Origin of the sequence: Sphingopyxis flava (genome assembly GCF_900168005.1) — a bacterium.
GTDB lineage: Bacteria > Pseudomonadota > Alphaproteobacteria > Sphingomonadales > Sphingomonadaceae > Sphingopyxis > Sphingopyxis flava.
Genome location: NZ_FUYP01000006.1, coordinates 1 through 17,914 on the forward strand (window position 1 = coordinate 1; position 17,914 = coordinate 17,914).

The following is a 17,914-nucleotide window of genomic DNA, read 5'->3' on the forward strand; positions in this document are numbered from 1 at the left end:
TCGATCCCACGCGATGAAATAGACGCAGCGGAGGCACTCGGCCTGCTCAAACGCCCGCTGCCGCCAACGATTGATCTTCCCCAAGAACAACATCGCCACGAATAAGAGCGGTTAGGTTATTATGATGTGCAAGATTTAGGTTATTACGCGAGATGATTTTTTAGGTTGTCGCACCCGACCGGGGCAGCCCACCGGCTTGGCTCGGCCACTTGGCGCCCCACCCCTCAATTCCTGAACACTGATTCCTATCGCCATCGCGCGATAGGACGACTTATAGATGGGGTATTCGGGCGTTCCAAACTGCAGCTTCGAGCCAGTTCCTGTCGTTCTCCCGGCGCCCCAGGAACAACCGCTGTGGGCCCTCATTTCAGCTGAGGCCTGCGTCTTTCTAAGCTTCCGATGCGGACATTTTGAGAGACGATATCGGGTAATCCGCCCTCGATTTTGCCAGCTCTTCCACGGGCTTGCGAGTCTTTTCGGCGACCCGAATCGGGATGCAGTGGTGCCGGCTGTCAGACTCGAACTGACGACCTACCGCTTACAAGGCGGTTGCTCTACCAACTGAGCTAAGCCGGCTTCCGATGGCCCTTTGCTTCAAATGATGCCGAAGGTCCAGCCTTCCGTTGCAGCGAGTGCATCGGTGAGGGGCGAGGGCGACCAGGGCGCCTCGGCGCTGGCGATCGTGCGAAGCCAGGCAGCGGTGAGGAGCGCATCGCTTGCATGGTCGCTGATTGGCCCGCAAAGACCCAGAGGCGGCGATCCTATCGCGGTGAGCGCTTTATCGAGCGCTTGGCCCTCGCGAATCTTGCTGCGTCCCGGCGGAAGCCCGGCTGCACGCGCTGCGAGACTGGTGTAAATTTCGACCAGGACCGGGCCCCTCGCCGGAACCGGGTCGAGCGGCCAGAGCGGAATCCGGCCGCCGAGGCGGTGGAGGAGGCGCATTCCCGAGAGGCTCGCCTTGCCGACTTGCGCTGCACCGACGAGATTGAAATTGCTGACGCTCGCCGCCTGCTTCGTTGCGCGCTGATGCATTTCGACAACGCGCAGCCTTCCGCCCCCTTTGCCGAAGAGATCGCCGACTACGCCCCCGCCATGGCGAAAATGACGCTGGGCTTCAGGGTGCGCCAAAAAGGCGGCGGCTTCAAAATGAGGATCGTTCGCCGCGATCCCGTCGACGAGCGCCCATAGCGCGCGAATGTTCGCGGGGCTCTCGCGCCATTCGGGGAAATAGGCGGCGCGGTCGGCAAAGGCGAAGGCCGCAGAGAAGTCAAAGCCGATCAGCATGTCGGTGCCCGATGCCGCGATATCCTCGATCCAATCCCTGATCTCGGCGCGCGACCATATATGTCCTGGCTTCACAAGCGCGGGCGCCGCTGCGCCGCTCGCCACCGCAAGCGCAATGCCGCGCTGGCGCTCGCCGCGCGCGCCCGACCAGTCGAGAGCGGCAAAATGGGTAAAGCGGCGCATCGCCAAGTCCTAGCGCATCTGTGTCACCTTGCACAAAGCGCGATTGAGCCCCACATGCACCCCATGCTGATCGAAACCGAATCGACGCCCAATCCCGCGACGCTCAAATTCCTGCCCGGCGAGGTGGTGATGGAGGCGGGAACCCGCGATTTTGCGACGCCCGAAGAGGCTGAAGCCTCGCCGCTGGCGACGGCGCTCTTTTCGCTTGGCGACGTGACCGGCGTCTTCTTCGGCCGCGACTTCATTTCGGTGACGATCGCGCCGGGTGCCCAATGGGCTGATGTGAAGCCCGACGTTCTTGGCGTCATCATGGACCATTTTGTCGCGCGGATGCCGCTGTTTCATCCTGCCAGCGCTGCAGGGATCGGGGTTCCGGCAGAAGAGGAGGGCGGTTTCGCCGACGATCCCGCCGACGCCGACATCATCGAGCAGATCAAGGAACTCATCGAAACGCGCGTCCGTCCCGCGGTCGCCAATGATGGCGGCGACATCATCTATCGCGGCTTCGACAAGGGCAATGTCTATCTCAAGATGCAAGGGGCCTGCTCGGGCTGCCCATCGTCGACGGCGACGCTGAAGAATGGCATCGAATCGCTGCTCAAACACTATGTTCCCGAAGTAACGGCGGTCCACGCCGTTTGATTTCATCCCGACAGGAGAAAGCCCATGAGCGAGCCGCTTTCCGATAGCGCCCTCGACCAGCTGTTTCGCACAGCGCGCACCTATAACGGCTATTTCGACCGGCCCGTTTCGGAAGAGCAGCTTCACGCGATCTGGGACCTTGTGAAATATGGCCCGACGAGCGCCAACAGCCTGCCGGCGAGGATCGTGTGGTGCGTGTCCGACGAGGCAAAGGCAAAGCTTGCCGCGCTGGCCTTGCCTGCGAACGGCGAGAAGATACTGAAGGCGCCGGTCACCGCCATCATCGCGATGGATACCGAATTCTACGAGCTTCTGCCCGAATTCTTTCCGCATACCGACGCGCGGAGCTGGTTTGCGGGCAATGCGCAGCATGCCGAGGCAACGGCCTTTCGCAACTCGAGCCTGCAGGGCGCTTATTTCATCCTCGCCGCGCGCGCGCTGGGACTCGATACGGGGCCGATGTCGGGCTTCGACAATGCCGGGGTCGACGCAGCCTTTTTCGGCGATGAGCCCAATGTGAAGAGCAATTTCATTTCGACGCTCGGATATGGTGACCCTGCAACTATCTTCGAGCGCAGCCCGCGACCCGATTTCGCCCGCTTCAACCGCATCGCCTGATTGGCGGGAGGCGCGTGGGTGCTGCGACTGGTCATCGATTCGGCGAGCGAGGCCTGCTCAGCGGCGCTGTTCGGCGACGCGGGGCTTCTCGATTTTCGTCACGAAGTGATCGGTCGCGGGCACGCTGAGCGGCTGGTGCCGCTGATTGCAGAACTGAAGGACGGCGGGCGCGCTGATGCGATCGCCGTCGGTTGCGGCCCCGGCAGCTTCGCGGGCGTTCGGATCGGCGTCGCTGCCGCGCGGGCGCTCGCGCTCGGATGGGGCGTGCCTGCAAAAGGCTTTTCGAGCCTTGCGCTTGTTGCGGCAGGAGCGGCAAAGGAACTCGCCGAAGCCGATGGCGGCCTCGTCGTGATGGAAGGGGGGCATGGACAATGGTTCGTCCAACCGTTCGCGGCGAACCTCAAGCCCGCCGCCGACGTTCGCTCACTCCTCCCCGATGAGGCGGCCGCGCTCCCGCAAGCGCTCATTGTCGGAAACCGCGCCGAGGCCTTTGTTGCCCGGCGCGGTCATGGCCGCGCCGTACCAGCGCTTCCCGACGCGCGCGCCTTCGCCTTGCTCCCGCGCGAGGCGCTCTTCGGCGACCCGAGCCCGATCTACGGCCGCGCGCCCGACGCCAAGCCGATGGCCCTATCGTGAGCGGCACGATCGTCCTTGCGACCGCGCGCGTCAGCGATGTCGGCGCGCTGATGGAGATCATGGGGGCCGCCTTTGATCCAGCCTATGGCGAGGCATGGAGCGCGGCGCAGCTGCTCACGCTCTTCGCGCTACCCTCAGCACGTGTCTGTCTCGCGCGCGATGGCGAGCAGCCATGCGGCTTTTCGGCCGCACGCGTCGCTGGCCCTGAAAGCGAGTTGCTGCTGCTTGCCGTCAATCCGCGGTGGCGCGGCCGCGGGATCGGGCGGCGACTGATCGAGGATTGGCAGGCATGGGCGGCAGGCGAAGGCGCGGAGGAATATTTTCTTGAAATGCGCGCCGACAATTCAGCCGTTCGCCTATACCGGGAAGCAGGATTTACCGAATGCGGGCGCCGCACGGCTTATTATCGCGGCGGTGACGGGGTTGTTCGCGACGCGATTACCATGCGGCGTCGATAAATTCCTTCGTAACTGAATCATCTTAGATTGCAGCATTGTCGCCAAAATGGCATAAATAGCTGTGGACGAAGAAAACTCGACCTATTCGCCGTCCATTCTTCTGGGATGAATAGATAGGAACTGCCCCCATGTCGGAACAAGCCGATACCAGTGAAATGCTCGTCACCCTGACGGCCGATATCGTCGCTGCGCATGTCAGCAACAATAGTGTTGCGATTTCTGATCTTGCGATGCTGATCAATAATGTTCACGCCGCGCTGTCGGGATTGGGCAAAGAAACTGCGCCCGAAGAAAAGCCGGTTCCCGCGGTTTCCATTCGCGCGTCGGTCAAACCCGACTACATCGTGTGCCTCGAGGACGGCAAAAAGCTGAAGATGCTGCGCCGCCACCTCATGACGCATTATGAAATGACCCCGGAGGATTATCGCGCGAAGTGGGGCCTTCCCGCTGACTATCCGATGGTCGCACCGAATTACGCTGCCAAGCGCCGCGCGCTTGCGAAGGAAATCGGTCTTGGCACCAAGGGTCGGGGCGGCGGGCGCAAGCGCCGCAAGGCTTAAAGCCTTCGCCGATAACCCGCATGCGGGAAAAGTGGGGGCGGCGCCCGCCGGGGGCCGCCCTTGTTCTATTCCCGGCACCACCCTATACAATGGGTGAAGGAAGAAAGACGACTGCGTCTTGCAGGAAAGGCCCGCATGTCCGGTACCATCGATGTTGAAGCGCTGTGCCACGAAAAGGGGCTGCGCATCACCGAGCAGCGCCGGATCATCGCGCGCGTCATTTCGGATTCAGAGGATCATCCCGACGTCGAGACGCTCTATGAACGCGCGTCCAAGATCGACAGCGGCATTTCGATCGCCACCGTCTATCGCACCGTTCGCCTGTTCGAAGAGGCGGGCATTCTCGACCGTCATGATTTCGGCGATGGCCGCTCGCGTTACGAAGCGGCGCCTGAGGCGCATCATGATCATCTGATCGACGTCGAGACGGGGAAAGTGATCGAATTCGTCGATCCTGAACTGGAAGCGCTGCAGAAGGTGATTGCCGAACGTCTGGGTTTTCGTCTCGTCGACCACCGCATGGAACTTTATGGTGTCTCCCTCGATCGCAAGCGCGACTGATCGCGCTCCGATCACCTGGCGCCTGGTGCTGCGCCTCGCCTTGATGGTGCTGGCGCTCCTCTTCCTCATCGTCCCGCATCTGTGCTACCGCGCCGTCGGCAGACCCTCGCCGATGGTCATGGCCTTCCTCAATGCCGCCGGCTGGATAGGAGGGCTGCGTATCCGCACCACCGGGACGCGGCTGCGGCGCGACGTATTGTTCGTCGCCAATCATGTGAGCTGGCTGGATATTCTCGCGCTCGGCGGCGCCGCGCGCTCGGCCTTCGTCTCGAAGGCCGAGGTCGAAACGACCCCGCTCGTCGGCTGGCTCGCCGACCAGAACCACACTATCTACGTCCAGCGCGAGGCGAAGCGCGAAATCCACAATCAGGCAAGCGAACTTCGCAGCGCGCTCGCGCGCGGCCGCCCGGTGACCTTGTTTCCCGAAGGAACGACGGGGCCCGGCGATGGACTGCTGCCCTTTCGCGCCTCGCTCCTTCAGGCGGTCATTCCAACCCCCCCGCGGCTCCAGGTCCAGCCGGTATTCCTCGATTATGGCGAAGAGGCCCCCGATATTGCGTGGCTCGACCCTGAGTCCGGCCTCGACAATTTCAAGCGGCTCCTCGCGCGCAGGCGGCCGATCTTGCTCACCATCCACTATCTCGATCCGCTGCCCGACGAAGTCGAGGCTGACCGCAAGGCGCTTGCTGACGCGGCCCGCGCTGCAATCGCTGCTCGGATGGAAGAGGCGGCGCGCTCTTCCGCGACCGCGCGCGATCGCCTATAGCGCGCCGATGAAATCCGACTCTCCAAAGACATTTCACGTCAAATCCTTCGGCTGCCAGATGAACGTCTATGACGGCGAACGCATGGCGGAGATGCTGGGCGCTGAGGGTTATGCGCCCGCAGCCGAAGGCGCAGACGCCGATCTTGTCATCCTCAACACCTGTCATATTCGCGAGAAGGCTGCAGAGAAGGTCTATTCGGACATCGGCCGCCTGAAGCGCGAGGACGGCACGAGCCCGACGATCGCGGTCGCGGGCTGCGTCGCGCAGGCCGAGGGCGCCGAGATCGCGCGCCGCGCGCCGAGCGTCGGGGTCGTCGTCGGACCGCAGGCCTATCACCGCCTCCCCGAGCTCATCGCGCGCGCCGAGCGCGGCGAAAAGGCGATCGATCTCGACATGCCGCTTGAAAGCAAGTTTGGCGCACTTCCGCGCCGCAGCGGCCTTCAGCGCCCCACCGCCTTCCTCACCGTGCAGGAAGGCTGCGACAAATTTTGCACCTATTGCGTTGTTCCCTATACGCGCGGCGCTGAGACGAGCCGGCCCTTTGGCGATCTGATCGCCGAGGCGCGCGCCCTCGTGGCAGGCGGGGTGCGCGAGATCACGCTGCTCGGTCAGAATGTGAACGCGTGGGACGGCGAAGATGAGCGGGGAAGGGCGATCGGTCTCGACGGGCTGATCCGTGCACTCGCCGAAGAGGAGGGGCTCGAGCGCATCCGCTACACGACCAGCCACCCCAATGACATGAGCGACGGCTTGATCGCGGCGCATGGCGAGGTCGACAAGCTGATGCCATTTCTCCATCTGCCGGTGCAGGCGGGCAGCGACCGCATTCTTGCCGCGATGAACCGCAGCCACAACGTCGAGAGCTATTTGCGCGTCATCGAGCGCGTTCGGAAAGCACGCCCCGACATCGCAATCTCGGGCGATTTCATCGTCGGCTTCCCCGGCGAAACCGAAGCGGATTTCGAGGCGACGCTCGATATCGTTCGCGCGACGGGCTATGCGATGGCGTATAGCTTCAAATATTCGCGTCGGCCCGGCACGCCCGCAGCCTCGATGGAGGGTCAGGTCGACGAAGCAGTGATGAACGACCGGCTCCAGCGGCTCCAGTCGCTTCTCAACGCACAGCAGCACGCGTTCAACGAAGCAACCGTCGGCCGAACGACGCGTCTTCTGCTTGAGCGCAAGGGCAAGCACGAGGGTCAGCTCATTGGCAAATCGCCCTGGCTTCAGTCGGTCCATGTCACAGCGCCAGGGCTGGCGATCGGCGATATGGTCGACGTCGAAATCATCTCGGCGGGTCCGAACAGTCTGGGCGCAGCTGTGCGCCAATTGCAGGAGGCTTGATGTCCAAACGTCCGCTCGCAGCTTCTCCTGCCGAACCCGGCGACCGCGTTCGGCTGACCGCGGAATTCGAGCGAACGCAATTATTGGGCATTCTCTTTGGCGAGTTCGACCGCAATCTCGTCGCGATCGAAAACCGTCTCGGCGTCTATATCTCGGCGCGCGGCAATCGCGTGCAGATCGAGGGTGAGGCTGAGGCCGCGGCGCGCGCGCGCGACGTGCTAACCGAACTCTACAATCGCATCGAACAGGGGCAGGAGGTCGACGCAGGGCTCGTCGACGGGGTGATCGCGATGTCGGCGCAGCCGACGCTCGCCGGTATTATCCGCCACGACGCGAGCGAAGCGCCGACGGTGATGATCCGGACGCGCAAGAAGACGATCGTTCCCCGGGCGCCTTCGCAGGTCCCCTACATGCAGGCGCTCGCGCGCGATGACGTAATATTTGCGCTCGGCCCTGCGGGGACCGGCAAGACCTATCTTGCGGTCGCGCAGGCGGTCGCGCAGCTCATCACCGGCAGCGTACAGCGCCTCATTCTTTCGCGTCCCGCGGTCGAGGCAGGTGAAAAGCTCGGCTTCCTTCCTGGCGACATGAAGGAAAAGGTCGACCCCTATCTTCGCCCACTCTACGACGCCCTGCACGACTGTCTGCCCGCTGAGCAGGTCGAGCGCCGTATCGCATCGGGCGAGATCGAAATCGCGCCGCTCGCCTTCATGCGCGGCCGCACGCTCGCCGATGCCTTCATCATCCTCGACGAAGCGCAGAACACGACGATCCCGCAGATGAAGATGTTTCTGACCCGCTTTGGCATGAACAGCCGCATGGTCATTTGCGGCGACCCCAAGCAGGTCGACTTGCCCGCACCTGCGACCTCGGGGCTCGCCGACGCCGTCGCGCGGCTCGAGGGGATCGAGGGCATAAACGTCAGCCGCTTTACCGCCGCCGATGTCGTCCGTCACCCGATCGTCGGGCGGATTGTCGAGGCCTATGAGGGGCCAGGAGCTTAGATACCCTCGATCAGCCACAGCCCTCACCGGGCAAGCCGCTCTCACCTGATCCGCTGACTGGTCTTCACGGCCGTGATGCGCCTGCGGCGGGACGTCGGGTGCGAGGGAATATCTCATTTGGCCGGCCGTGGGGACAAAATTGATATTCCGCCGCGTCAAGCTCCCGGAATCGGGACGGCCAGCCTGGCAGGCACTCGAAAGCCGCGGTATCGAGGCCTCTGACGACGGCCAAAGATAATCCGTGGATGCGGGCTTCACCGATGAGGCAATTGAGCCTTGGTCGCGGCGTTGAATCGATCTCGACGAATGCGGATCCCGCATGATCCGGGATTGCCAAATCGAGCGAAAATTTTTCAACGCCGCAAGCCCGGATCAATCTCGCGCTCGTCGGGCCATCCTCAGCTTTGCGATCCGACAGCGAAAGATCATCATAATCGTCGTCAGCGATCCGAAGATACAGTGGCTCCTCTCTGCTCGCGGACCAGGCTTGCGCGCCTAAGGCGCTGGCAAGCGCCAGGGCCGAACCCAGCAGCATTCCCGCGAGGAACGAACGGCGCATGGCTAGCTCGAGCGCGCGCTGTCGACGCTCCAGATCCCGGCGCCGCGCGCCGCGATGAACAGGAAGATGAAGCAATAAAGCGCGATCGTTTCACCGCCGTTGGCGATGGGGTAAAGGCCCTGGCTCCCGTGTACCATCCAGTAACCGACAGCCGCCATGCCGCTTGCAACGAAAGCAGCGGGACGGGTGAAGAGGCCAAGGATGATGAGGCCGCCCGCGATGAGTTCGATAACGCCCGCAGCCTGCAGCAGGGGGCTGAGGGGCATCGGAAAGTCGGTTGGAAAATTGAAGAATTTCTGCACGCCGTGCGCGAGGAACAGCAGGCCCGCAACGATCCGCAGCAGCGCATAGGCCTGTTCGCCAAAACCATCGAGAAACTTCATGATCCTTCCCCTCCTGTCAAACGACGGGGCGATGCTAATCCAGCTTTGGAATCCGGCAAAGCGACTTGTTCAAAAGGATTGATTTTCAAAGATTAAGCCCCGCATTTCGGGCCCGTTGCGGCGGGCATCTCAATTTTTTCGGGCCGTATGTCACATCCGCCGCTGCTGGCTCGTCATGTCTGTACAACCAAACCAAGGAGACACGACATGACCAAGGTTACCGATCCTTTCGCCGCATCGCCTCAGCTGATGAAGCAGTGGATGGCGGTGAGCCTCGCTGCCGAAAAGAGCCTCGAGAAGAGCCTCATCGAGCTGGTGAAGATCCGCGCGTCGATCCTCAACGGCTGCGCCAACTGCATCAACATGCACACCGCTGATGCCCGGGCAGCGGGCGAAACCGAGCAGCGCATCTATCTGCTCGCCGCGTGGCGCGATGCGCCCGTTTTCACCCCCCGCGAACGCGCCGCGCTCGCCTGGACCGATGCCTTGACCCGCTTGTCACAAGGACACACACAAGATGAGGCGCGCGCGGCGCTCGATGCGCATTTTACCGCGGAGGAGCAGATGAACCTCACCGTCATGATCAACGTCATCAATGGCTGGAACCGTATCGCTGTTGGCTTCGGCCTCTGGTACGAAGGCGGCGCGCCGGCGGCGAAGGCGGCCTGATGACGCCGAAAGGCGCCCCTCATCTGGCGGACGCAGCGGCGAGTTTCGATCCGCTGCGTCCCCTCTTGACCCGCGTTGCCTATCGCATGCTCGGCTCGGTTGCGGATGCGGAAGATGTCGTCCAGGACGCCTTTCTCCGCTGGCTGGCGGCCGAGCGCGCCGAGGTGCGCGAACCGGCCGCATTTCTGCGGCGCACGGTGACGCGGCTTTGCCTTGATCAACTGAAATCGGCGCGGCGCACCCGCGAAACTTATATCGGTCCCTGGCTCCCCGACCCGCTCGTCGAGGATGATGATGATGATGATGTCACGTTACCGCTGATGCTTGCGCTCGAGCGGCTCTCTCCCCTCGAGCGCGCGGCCTTTCTGCTGCACGACGTCTTCGGCGTCGCCTTCGACGAGGTGGCGGCGACGATCGGCCGCGATGCTGCCGCTGCGCGGCAGCTGGCCGCACGTGCCCGCATGCACGTCCGCGAGGCGCGGCCGCGCTACAAGCTTGAAAAGGAGCGGGGTCTGGAAATCGCCAGCGCTTTCTTCGCGGCCTCGCGCAGCGGCGACATGAGCAGGCTCGGCGCCCTGCTTGCCGCGGACGTCGGCATGTGGTCCGATGGCGGCGGCAAGCGCCCCGCGGCAACCGAGCCGGTGATTGGCTTCGACATCGTGATGAAGCTTCATCGAAGCCTCGCCGTGCTGTTCGGCAAATATGGCTCGAGCCTCGTCCACACCGGGATGATCAACGGCCTTCCCGGCTTCGTCACCCGCGAAGCGGACGGCGAGCTTCAGACCACCGCGCTCGAGATCGAGGATGGCAAGGTCACCGGCATCTATGTGATGCGCAACCCCGACAAGCTGCGTCACATGCATTGACCTTCCGGCTCATCCGGCTCGCATGCGCTCAGGGCAGGGCGGTGAGTTCAGCAACGCGGATCGCCTTCGAGGCGAGCATGGGTTCCAGAATGATGCCGATGCGGCGCGCCCGCGCCGAGTGCGCCGTGATATTGTAGAGGCTGTTGGCAATAACGTCGGCGATCTGGATCCCGTCGCTCCGGCGGCTATCGGCGAGCGAGGCGCGGCCCCATCCTGAAAGACCTGCCTGGATCGTGTCGCGGACGCGCGCGAGAATCGCAGGGTCGTAGCGCCCATCGTCGATCACGACGTCGCTACACACACCGCCCGTTTCGGGCAGCCAGCGCGCGACCGCGGTGTCGAGGAGCGCGGCATAAAGCTCAAGGTCGGTCGGGGCCTGGCCGTTTGGCTTCGGGGCGAGTTTTGCGCTTTGGGCGACCGCGACCCAGGCGCGCCCGCCCGCGCGATCGAAAAGCTCGAGCAGATAGGCGCGCTCGGTCAGGCTGATGCGGCTCCCCTTGAGTTCGCCGCGAAGGCCGGTGACGGCACGAAAGCGCGCGTGGATCGACGCCGCCGCCTCAGGGGTGAGCATCACCGCGGAAAAGGTCATCGCCCCCGCGCTGAGCCCGCCCGATTCATCGCAATAGATCGTCATGACCCCAGCGTTGGCCGATTATGCGGGACAGGGGTAGCGCTTTTTCATGAGCGCATCGAAGGCCGAATAGATCGAGACCGATGGACGCCGGGGCGCGGGATAGCTGCGCAGATGCGCGAGCCATTGCTGAGGGGTAAGTGTGCCGGTTTCAGGCGGGCAGCTCGTCGTCTTGCGGCCCGCGCGGCGCTCGGCGTCGACCCGCGCCTTGTAGCGTCTGGCGGCGGCGATGACCTCACCCTTTAGCCGGCTCGCCTCCGGCGTCGCCATTGCGAGCGGCCCCAGGCGCAAGATGGCATCCGATCGCGCGAGAAATGCGGCAACGCTCATCTCGCCGGGCGCCATAGCGCAAAACAGACACCCGGCCATGAGGGCAGGGCCAATGCGGGCGATGTCCCCCCGGATCATGCGGACGCGCTGTCGCTCAGGCGCCTTGCGGGTTGGCGTCGCCGAACGGCCGCGGCTTGCGCTTGATCTGCGGCAGACCGCCCACATGCCCCTGGACAGGGCTCGTCTGCTTGCCCTGATCATCCTCGCGGCCGATGTCCTCGCCGCGGATCGCGCGCTTGGCTTCCTCGCCCGACAGCGTCTCATATTCGAGCAGGGCAGCGGCGAGGAGATGCAGCTCGTCGATATGATCGGTGAGCACCTTGCGCGCGGTCTTTTCGCCTTCCTCGACAAGGCGGCGGACCTCGGCGTCGATCAGCCGGGCGGTTTCTTCGGACATGTTCTGCGCGCGCGACACGCTGTGGCCAAGGAAGACCTCGTCCTGATTGTCGCGATAGCGAAGCCAGCCGAGCTTTTCGGACATGCCATATTCCATCACCATCGCGCGCGCCATGTCGGTCGCCTGCTGAATATCGTTCGACGCGCCCGTGTTGAGCTCGTCGTTGCCATAGATCAGCTGCTCGGCGATGCGGCCGCCGAAGCAGAGCGCGAGGCGCGCCTTCATCTGCTTCATATTCTGCGAGTAACGGTCGCGCTCGGGCAGGTTCCACGTCACGCCCAGCGCGCGCCCGCGCGGAATGATCGTCACCTTGTGGAGCGGGTCATTGCCCTCGACATGCAGCGAGACAAGCGCATGCCCGGCCTCGTGATAGGCGGTCGCCTTCTTCTCGTCCTCGGTCATGACCATCGAGCGGCGCTCCGCGCCCATCATGACCTTGTCCTTGGCTTCCTCGAACTCGTTCGAGGCAATCAGGCGCTTGCCCTTGCGCGCGGCGAGGAGCGCCGCCTCATTTGCCAGATTTGCAAGATCGGCGCCCGAAAAGCCGGGGGTGCCGCGCGCGATGCGGCGAAGGTCGACATCGGGTGCGAGCGGCTTCTTGCGCGTGTGGACCTCGAGGATCTTCTGACGGCCCTCGATGTCGGGGCGCGGCACGACGACCTGGCGGTCGAAGCGTCCGGGGCGCAAGAGGGCGGGGTCGAGCACGTCGGGGCGGTTGGTCGCTGCGACGATGATGATGCCTTCATTTGCCTCGAAGCCGTCCATTTCGACGAGCAGCTGATTGAGCGTCTGCTCGCGCTCATCATTGCCATTGCCGAGCCCGGCGCCGCGGTGGCGGCCCACCGCGTCGATCTCGTCGATGAAGACGATGCAGGGCGCGTTGCGCTTCGCCTGCTCGAACATGTCGCGCACGCGCGAGGCGCCGACGCCGACGAACATCTCGACGAAATCGGAACCTGAAATGGTGAAGAAGGGCACGCCCGCTTCCCCGGCGATCGCGCGGGCGAGGAGCGTCTTGCCGGTGCCGGGCGAGCCGACGAGCAGCGCCCCCTTCGGAATCTGGCCGCCGAGCTTTGAGAATTTCGTGGGGTCTTTCAGGAACTCGACGATTTCTTCGAGCTCCTCGCGCGCCTCGTCGATGCCGGCAACATCGTCGAAGGTCACGCGGCCCTGCTTTTCGGTCAGCATCTTGGCGCGCGATTTGCCGAAGCCCATTGCGCCTGAGCCATTGTTCTTCTGCACCTGGCGGAAGACGAAGAAGGCGATGCCGATGATCAGGAGGAAAGGCAGCGACTGGACCAGAAGATACATCCAGAAGTTCGGAACCTCGGTCGGCTTGCCCTCATATTTGACATTTTTCTCGTTGAGCAGCTTCAAAAGCTCTGGATCTCGCACAAGATTGGTCGAGAAGCGCTCGCCGCTGGAAAGTTCGCCTGTGACGCGGTCTTCGGAAAGGACGACCGATTTGACGCTTCCCTCTTCGACCTTCTGCCGGAAATCGGAATAGGCAAGGGCATTGCCCGCAGGCTGGTTGGCACCGCCGAACATCGAGGCGACAAGAAGCATGGCAAGCAAGATGCCGCTCCAGATCATCACACTCTTCATCCAGGGGTTGCCCTGCGGTTCCTTGTCGTCCTGCATGCGGAAATCTTTCCAGATGGTCGCGAAACGCCGCGACTCTTGGGCTCAAGATAGGAAGTTCAGGTTAAATGACAATGAGCCAATATGCCTCAGGCGCGGCCTTTTCGGCGGGGCGCGGCGGAAATGCGCCAGAAACCGGCGCCGGAGCCTTTGCCCGCATCGATCAGCAATTCGCCCACCATCGCCCGCCGCCCGGCACGCATCGCCGCGATAAGGCCGCCAAGCGTCTCGCCGCGCAGGCTGATCCGCGGGTCGTTCGCGCGAAGCCGCCGCTCGACGATGCGGCGGAAAATTTCGTCGGGATAGGCCTCGTCGCGGATCACCGACGGGTCGCTCGCATCGGGCCAGGCCGCGATCGCGGTCTCGACTGCCCAATCGAGCGCGGCATCCGCCTCTCCCAGCCACTGCGCCGACCGCGATGCTGCCTGGGGGTCGAGAAATTCCTGCGATTGGAGCGCATGGCGCAGCCGCGCCCGGTCGAAGCGCCGATCGGCATTCGAGGGATCCTCAACGATCGGAAGATCGGCATCGAGCGCGAGCGCTGCAAGTTCGCTTCGCCGCCAATGGAGGAGCGGCCTCAGCACCGCGCCATTGGCGGCGCGCACGCCCGCCAGCCCGCCGACGCCGCTCGAGCGGTTGAGGCGCATGATCATCGTTTCGAGCTGATCATCGGCATGATGCGCGGTCAGTATATGATCGAGCGCCAGCGCCTCGCGCCATTGTTCGAGCAAGCGGTAGCGTTCACTCCGCGCGGCTGCCTGCAAGGAGCCCGAAATAGGACAAGCGGGATGCAGGATCGCGTGCGGAATATGCTCGCGCGCGCAATAGCCCGCGACCATGCGCGCCTCCTCGGCAGACGCGTCGCGGAGCCTGTGATCGACCGTCGCCGCCGCGATCTGGCCTGGGAGCAGGGAAGCCATGAGCCACAAGAGCGCCATGCTGTCGGGTCCGCCCGACACGGCAACGCCGTATCTTTTGCCGTTCCAGTCCGGCCCCGCGAGCGCGGCAAGGTCGGCGGCAAAGCGCTCGACGCTGCCCGCGTCAGCAGCCGGCTTTTGCTTTTGCGGCAGCGGCATCGTCGCGGACGTCCTTCGGCGCCTTGTCTCCATAGACTTCATCAAGCTCGCGAAAAGCCTTGCAGGCGTCGCTCTTGCGGCCAAGCTTCGTGAGCGCAACTCCCATGTACATGAGACTATGGGGGGCGCGCGGGCCGCTAGGCTGGGCCTTGTAATTATTGTAGAAGGCGACCGCGGCGAGACTCGGCTTGCCCTCGTCGAGATAGGCACGCCCGAGGAGGTTCTGCGCAAAGCTTGCATAGCTGTTCTTCGGCCATTTCTCGGCCACCTGCTTCAGCTGCGCCTGCGCCTCGGGGTAGAGCTTTGCTTCCCAGAGGCGGTATCCATAGGTGTAGGCATCGGCGACCTCATTGCCCGTCGCGGGAATCTCGACCTTCTTCACGAGCGCAAGCCGCGCTGCGTCGCCGCCGCTGGCCGCGGGCTTTTCCTCGGGCTTTTTGGCAGGAGCGGGCGATGCAGAGCTCGCCGTCGGCCGCACCGCGGGAGCAAGGCTCGCGGTTGCGGTTTCCGCGGGCGATGCGATGCGCTTTTCCATTTCGGCCTTGTAGGCGGCGAACTGCTTTTCCAGTTCGCGCAGCTGATAGGCATTCTGCTCGGTCTGGCCGGTCAGCGTCTGGAGCTGCGCTTCCAGCGCATCGACGCGCGCGATAAGGTCGATCACCGGCGCGGTGCTCTTCACCCGCTCCCCGGGCGTCTTGTCGGGCGCGATCTCGCCTTCGAAGAAGGCCGGGCTGCCGCCGGGAAAGACCGTGCGCTGGACCGCGCGCATTTCCTTCTCCAGCCGCTCGACGCGCTTGTCGATGGTCCCGTCCTGCGCTGAGGCAGCCGGCGCCATCATGGTCAGAGCGGCGCTCGCTGCGCCGAAATACAGGATGTTTCGCATCTTCATCTTTCGATCAGCCCCCACAGGTTAACCATTTGCGCACCCATAACGCGGCAAGGGACGGCCGCGCAAACCCATTTCGGACAGCGGCCATGCGCCGGGACGGAAAGCGCGGCGCGTCAGCGCTTGGGAGCGGGGGCGGCGGGGGCGCCGCCGCTGCTTCCTTCGGCGCGCGCGATGAGGTCGGCGGGCTTTAACGAGACGCCCTTGACCAGCGTATCGGCAGGGCCGATGGCCCCGACATCGCGGCCGCCTACGGTCACTTTGAGCGCCTGCGGAATGCTGGTGCGCAGCGTGAACTGCTCGATATAGGCGGGCGGAACCTGATAAACCTCGCCCGGGTCGAGCGTGCGCCAATTTTCGGTCTTGCCGGTCGCATCGTCGAAGCCGATCCAGACTTCGGACAGGCCGGTGAGCACGACGGGGGCATCTTGCGCAACCTGCGCCGTGCCCGCGGCGCCTGCCGTGGCGGATTGAGCCGACGTGGCATCGGCTGCGGGGGCTTCCGAGGCATCGGCGTCGGCATTTTGGGCGGCAATCAGGGCCTCGTCGGGTTCGACCGACAGGAAACGCCACACACCATAGGCCGACGCGAGGAGCGCGGTGATGATCACCAGCGTCCAGGTCAGCCGCGCCGTGGGGAGGCGCGCAGGATCCGTCGGCTCATAGGCCTCGTAAGCCGGTCGGGCTACATATTCGTCTTCCTCGAGCTCGCGGCGCACCGCAGCGCCGATCTCGGCTTCGGGAAGATCGACCGCGCGGGCGTAGGCGCGGGCAAAGCCGGTGACGTAGGTGCGGCCGGGCAGACCGGAAAAATCGGATTTCTCGATCGCATCCAGGTGGCGCTGGGTGATCCGCGTCCGGGTCGCGATATCGGCGAGCGAGAGCCCCGCCGCCTCGCGCGCAAGCCGGAGCCTGTCGCCGGTGCGCGTAATCGCCAGTTCGCCCTGCTCGGCGACCTCTTCGTCTGCCATTACTGTCTCCGTGCCAGCCGTTTGCGACCCCATGTCGGCCGTGTCGGGGCACGTTCTCGCATCGACAATGCCGCAAAGTCAAATGAAGTTCGGCAAATAGCCAACCGAAATGACCTGCGCTTGGCGTGATCGGCCGCGAAGGCCGTCAGAGCACATATTTGCTAAGGTCGGTATCGCCCACGACATCGGCGAGCTGGCGGTCGACATAGGCCGCATCGACGGTCAGCGCTGTGCCTGCCATATCTTCGGCATTGAAGCTTACCTCCTCGACAAGCCGTTCCATGATCGTCTGGAGCCGGCGGGCGCCGATATTCTCGACCTTCTCATTGACCTCGGCGGCGAGTTTCGCAACGCGCGCGATTGCATCGTCGGTAAAGGAGAGCGTCACGCCTTCGGTGCTGATGAGCGCGGCATATTGTTCAGGCAGCCCCGCCTTCGTTTCCGAGAGGATGCGCACGAAGTCAGCTTCGCTGAGCGCGCCGAGTTCGACACGGATCGGCAAGCGGCCCTGAAGTTCGGGCAAGAGGTCGGAGGGCTTGGCGACATGAAAGGCGCCCGAGGCAATGAAGAGGACATGGTCGGTCTTCATCGGGCCATATTTGGTCGCGACCGTCGTGCCCTCGATGAGGGGGAGGAGGTCGCGCTGCACGCCTTCGCGGCTGATCGAACCGCCGCGCACGTCGCTGACGGCGATCTTGTCGATCTCATCGAGGAAAACGATCCCGTTCGCCTCGGCGTCGGCGAGGGCGACCCGCGCGACATCATCCTGGTCGAGGCGCTTGTCCTGCTCTTCCTCGATCAGCCGTGTCGCGGCATCGATAACCTTCAATTTGCGGCGCTTCTTCGGCGGACCGCCCATGGCCTTGCCGAGCATATCGGAGAGGTTGATCATGCTCATCTGTCCCGGCTGGCCGGGAAGCTCGAAGGTCATGCCGGGAGTGTCGGCCACCTCGATCTCGACTTCGCTCTCGTCGAGATGCCCTTCACGAATACGCTGGCGGAAACTCTGGCGCGTCGCCTCGCTCGCGCCCTTGCCGGTGAGTGCATCGAGCAATCGCTCCATCGCGGCTTCTTCGGCGGCGGCGCGCACCGCCTCGCGGCGCCGCTCCTTTTCGAGCCGCACGGCTTCCTCGACGAGATCGCGCGCGATCTGCTCGACATCGCGGCCGACATAGCCAACCTCGGTGAACTTGGTCGCCTCGACCTTGATGAAGGGAGCATCGGCAAGCTTTGCGAGGCGCCGCGAAATCTCAGTCTTGCCGCAGCCTGTGGGCCCGATCATCAGGATATTCTTGGGGCTCACCTCGTCGCGCAGGTCAGGCGCAAGTTGCTGGCGGCGCCAGCGATTGCGCAGCGCGACCGCGACCGCGCGCTTCGCGGCGTCCTGGCCGATGATATGCGTGTCCAATGCGGCGACGATCGCCTTCGGCGTCAAATCCTTGTTCATG

General features: G+C 64.0%; 20 protein-coding genes and 1 tRNA gene. 11 read left to right on the forward strand and 10 right to left on the reverse strand.

Going from position 1 to position 17,914, the window contains the following annotated elements:
* Nucleotides 1–500: 500 nt before the first annotated feature.
* Nucleotides 501–576, reverse strand: a tRNA-Thr gene (locus B5X69_RS06155).
* Nucleotides 577–594: 18 nt separating this feature from the next.
* Nucleotides 595–1,467 carry a hypothetical protein gene (locus B5X69_RS06160; RefSeq protein ID WP_176141524.1) on the reverse strand — a complete coding sequence of 291 codons (873 nt, stop codon included), beginning with the start codon at nt 1,465–1,467 and terminating at the stop codon, nt 595–597.
* A 63-nt stretch (nt 1,468–1,530) separates the two neighbouring features.
* Between B5X69_RS06160 and B5X69_RS06165 the strand changes: the two genes are divergently transcribed.
* From B5X69_RS06165 to B5X69_RS06205, 9 genes are all read left to right on the forward strand, one after another.
* Entirely contained in the window at nt 1,531–2,109 is a 579-nt protein-coding gene (locus B5X69_RS06165) for a NifU family protein (RefSeq protein ID WP_079637830.1), read from the forward strand.
* Between the two features lie 24 nt (nt 2,110–2,133).
* Entirely contained in the window at nt 2,134–2,727 is a 594-nt protein-coding gene (locus B5X69_RS06170; protein WP_079637831.1) for a malonic semialdehyde reductase, read from the forward strand.
* An 18-nt stretch (nt 2,728–2,745) separates the two neighbouring features.
* On the forward strand, nt 2,746–3,363 hold the full coding sequence (gene tsaB / locus B5X69_RS06175) for a tRNA (adenosine(37)-N6)-threonylcarbamoyltransferase complex dimerization subunit type 1 TsaB (RefSeq protein ID WP_139375686.1): 618 nt from the start codon (nt 2,746–2,748) through the stop codon (nt 3,361–3,363).
* Complete coding sequence (locus B5X69_RS06180; RefSeq protein WP_245798649.1) at nt 3,360–3,821, forward strand: GNAT family N-acetyltransferase; 462 nt, start codon at nt 3,360–3,362, stop codon at nt 3,819–3,821. Before tsaB ends, B5X69_RS06180 begins: the two co-directional genes overlap by 4 nt.
* Before the next feature lie 128 nt (nt 3,822–3,949).
* Nucleotides 3,950–4,381, forward strand: a complete 432-nt coding sequence (locus tag B5X69_RS06185) for a Ros/MucR family transcriptional regulator (RefSeq protein WP_079637832.1) — start codon at nt 3,950–3,952, stop codon at nt 4,379–4,381.
* 135 nt (nt 4,382–4,516) lie between these two features.
* A complete protein-coding gene (locus B5X69_RS06190; RefSeq protein WP_079637833.1) occupies nt 4,517–4,942 on the forward strand; it encodes a Fur family transcriptional regulator in 426 nt (141 codons plus the stop codon).
* The gene (locus B5X69_RS06195; RefSeq protein ID WP_245798650.1) at nt 4,911–5,708 is read left to right on the forward strand and encodes a lysophospholipid acyltransferase family protein; all 798 of its coding nucleotides are present in this window, start codon (nt 4,911–4,913) and stop codon (nt 5,706–5,708) included. The genes B5X69_RS06190 and B5X69_RS06195 overlap by 32 nt, the downstream gene beginning before the upstream one ends.
* A 7-nt stretch (nt 5,709–5,715) precedes the next feature.
* Nucleotides 5,716–7,053, forward strand: a complete 1,338-nt coding sequence (gene miaB / locus B5X69_RS06200) for a tRNA (N6-isopentenyl adenosine(37)-C2)-methylthiotransferase MiaB (RefSeq protein ID WP_079637834.1) — start codon at nt 5,716–5,718, stop codon at nt 7,051–7,053.
* Complete coding sequence (locus tag B5X69_RS06205) at nt 7,053–8,057, forward strand: PhoH family protein (protein ID WP_079637835.1); 1,005 nt, start codon at nt 7,053–7,055, stop codon at nt 8,055–8,057. Before miaB ends, B5X69_RS06205 begins: the two co-directional genes overlap by 1 nt.
* Before the next feature lie 561 nt (nt 8,058–8,618).
* Here B5X69_RS06205 and B5X69_RS06215 read toward each other — a convergent pair.
* Nucleotides 8,619–8,999 carry a DoxX family protein gene (locus B5X69_RS06215; RefSeq protein WP_079637837.1) on the reverse strand — a complete coding sequence of 127 codons (381 nt, stop codon included), beginning with the start codon at nt 8,997–8,999 and terminating at the stop codon, nt 8,619–8,621.
* Nucleotides 9,000–9,206: 207 nt separating this feature from the next.
* Here B5X69_RS06215 and B5X69_RS06220 point away from each other — a divergent pair, with 207 nt between their 5' ends.
* Both B5X69_RS06220 and B5X69_RS06225 read left to right on the forward strand, forming a co-directional pair.
* The gene (locus B5X69_RS06220) at nt 9,207–9,668 is read left to right on the forward strand and encodes a carboxymuconolactone decarboxylase family protein (protein WP_079637838.1); all 462 of its coding nucleotides are present in this window, start codon (nt 9,207–9,209) and stop codon (nt 9,666–9,668) included.
* Nucleotides 9,668–10,534, forward strand: coding sequence for a sigma-70 family RNA polymerase sigma factor (locus tag B5X69_RS06225; RefSeq protein WP_079637839.1), 867 nt, complete (start codon nt 9,668–9,670; stop codon nt 10,532–10,534). The genes B5X69_RS06220 and B5X69_RS06225 overlap by 1 nt, the downstream gene beginning before the upstream one ends.
* A gap of 28 nt (nt 10,535–10,562) precedes the next feature.
* Here B5X69_RS06225 and B5X69_RS06230 read toward each other — a convergent pair whose 3' ends face one another.
* The 7 genes from B5X69_RS06230 to hslU all read right to left on the reverse strand — a co-directional run bounded on the left by B5X69_RS06230 (nt 10,563) and on the right by hslU (nt 17,913).
* A complete protein-coding gene (locus tag B5X69_RS06230) occupies nt 10,563–11,168 on the reverse strand; it encodes a DUF3800 domain-containing protein (protein WP_079637840.1) in 606 nt (201 codons plus the stop codon).
* Nucleotides 11,169–11,186: 18 nt separating this feature from the next.
* A complete protein-coding gene (locus B5X69_RS06235; protein ID WP_245798651.1) occupies nt 11,187–11,495 on the reverse strand; it encodes a hypothetical protein in 309 nt (102 codons plus the stop codon).
* Nucleotides 11,496–11,589: 94 nt separating this feature from the next.
* Complete coding sequence (ftsH, locus tag B5X69_RS06240) at nt 11,590–13,533, reverse strand: ATP-dependent zinc metalloprotease FtsH (RefSeq protein ID WP_079637842.1); 1,944 nt, start codon at nt 13,531–13,533, stop codon at nt 11,590–11,592.
* An 89-nt stretch (nt 13,534–13,622) separates the two neighbouring features.
* On the reverse strand, nt 13,623–14,609 hold the full coding sequence (gene tilS, locus B5X69_RS06245) for a tRNA lysidine(34) synthetase TilS (protein ID WP_079637843.1): 987 nt from the start codon (nt 14,607–14,609) through the stop codon (nt 13,623–13,625).
* Nucleotides 14,575–15,498, reverse strand: a complete 924-nt coding sequence (locus tag B5X69_RS06250) for a tol-pal system YbgF family protein (protein ID WP_176141525.1) — start codon at nt 15,496–15,498, stop codon at nt 14,575–14,577. The genes tilS and B5X69_RS06250 overlap by 35 nt, the downstream gene beginning before the upstream one ends.
* Before the next feature lie 113 nt (nt 15,499–15,611).
* The gene (locus tag B5X69_RS06255) at nt 15,612–16,466 is read right to left on the reverse strand and encodes a helix-turn-helix domain-containing protein (protein WP_079637844.1); all 855 of its coding nucleotides are present in this window, start codon (nt 16,464–16,466) and stop codon (nt 15,612–15,614) included.
* A gap of 145 nt (nt 16,467–16,611) precedes the next feature.
* The gene (gene hslU, locus B5X69_RS06260; RefSeq protein WP_079637845.1) at nt 16,612–17,913 is read right to left on the reverse strand and encodes an ATP-dependent protease ATPase subunit HslU; all 1,302 of its coding nucleotides are present in this window, start codon (nt 17,911–17,913) and stop codon (nt 16,612–16,614) included.
* Between the last annotated feature and the right edge of the window lies 1 nt (nt 17,914).

What these genes read in the sequence shown, in the direction of transcription:
- B5X69_RS06160 (WP_176141524.1), bottom strand. Translation starts at nt 1,467, where the DNA reads ATGCGCCGCTTTACCCATTTTGCCGCTCTCGACTGGTCGGGCGCGCGC.
- B5X69_RS06165 (WP_079637830.1), top strand. Translation starts at nt 1,531, where the DNA reads ATGCTGATCGAAACCGAATCGACGCCCAATCCCGCGACGCTCAAATTC.
- B5X69_RS06170 (WP_079637831.1), top strand. Translation starts at nt 2,134, where the DNA reads ATGAGCGAGCCGCTTTCCGATAGCGCCCTCGACCAGCTGTTTCGCACA.
- B5X69_RS06185 (WP_079637832.1), top strand. Translation starts at nt 3,950, where the DNA reads ATGTCGGAACAAGCCGATACCAGTGAAATGCTCGTCACCCTGACGGCC.
- B5X69_RS06190 (WP_079637833.1), top strand. Translation starts at nt 4,517, where the DNA reads ATGTCCGGTACCATCGATGTTGAAGCGCTGTGCCACGAAAAGGGGCTG.
- B5X69_RS06195 (WP_245798650.1), top strand. Translation starts at nt 4,911, where the DNA reads ATGGTGTCTCCCTCGATCGCAAGCGCGACTGATCGCGCTCCGATCACC.
- miaB (WP_079637834.1), top strand. Translation starts at nt 5,716, where the DNA reads ATGAAATCCGACTCTCCAAAGACATTTCACGTCAAATCCTTCGGCTGC.
- B5X69_RS06205 (WP_079637835.1), top strand. Translation starts at nt 7,053, where the DNA reads ATGTCCAAACGTCCGCTCGCAGCTTCTCCTGCCGAACCCGGCGACCGC.
- B5X69_RS06215 (WP_079637837.1), bottom strand. Translation starts at nt 8,999, where the DNA reads ATGAAGTTTCTCGATGGTTTTGGCGAACAGGCCTATGCGCTGCTGCGG.
- B5X69_RS06220 (WP_079637838.1), top strand. Translation starts at nt 9,207, where the DNA reads ATGACCAAGGTTACCGATCCTTTCGCCGCATCGCCTCAGCTGATGAAG.
- B5X69_RS06225 (WP_079637839.1), top strand. Translation starts at nt 9,668, where the DNA reads ATGACGCCGAAAGGCGCCCCTCATCTGGCGGACGCAGCGGCGAGTTTC.
- B5X69_RS06230 (WP_079637840.1), bottom strand. Translation starts at nt 11,168, where the DNA reads ATGACGATCTATTGCGATGAATCGGGCGGGCTCAGCGCGGGGGCGATG.
- B5X69_RS06235 (WP_245798651.1), bottom strand. Translation starts at nt 11,495, where the DNA reads ATGAGCGTTGCCGCATTTCTCGCGCGATCGGATGCCATCTTGCGCCTG.
- ftsH (WP_079637842.1), bottom strand. Translation starts at nt 13,533, where the DNA reads ATGCAGGACGACAAGGAACCGCAGGGCAACCCCTGGATGAAGAGTGTG.
- tilS (WP_079637843.1), bottom strand. Translation starts at nt 14,609, where the DNA reads ATGCCGCTGCCGCAAAAGCAAAAGCCGGCTGCTGACGCGGGCAGCGTC.
- B5X69_RS06250 (WP_176141525.1), bottom strand. Translation starts at nt 15,498, where the DNA reads ATGAAGATGCGAAACATCCTGTATTTCGGCGCAGCGAGCGCCGCTCTG.
- B5X69_RS06255 (WP_079637844.1), bottom strand. Translation starts at nt 16,466, where the DNA reads ATGGCAGACGAAGAGGTCGCCGAGCAGGGCGAACTGGCGATTACGCGC.
- hslU (WP_079637845.1), bottom strand. Translation starts at nt 17,913, where the DNA reads ATGAACAAGGATTTGACGCCGAAGGCGATCGTCGCCGCATTGGACACG.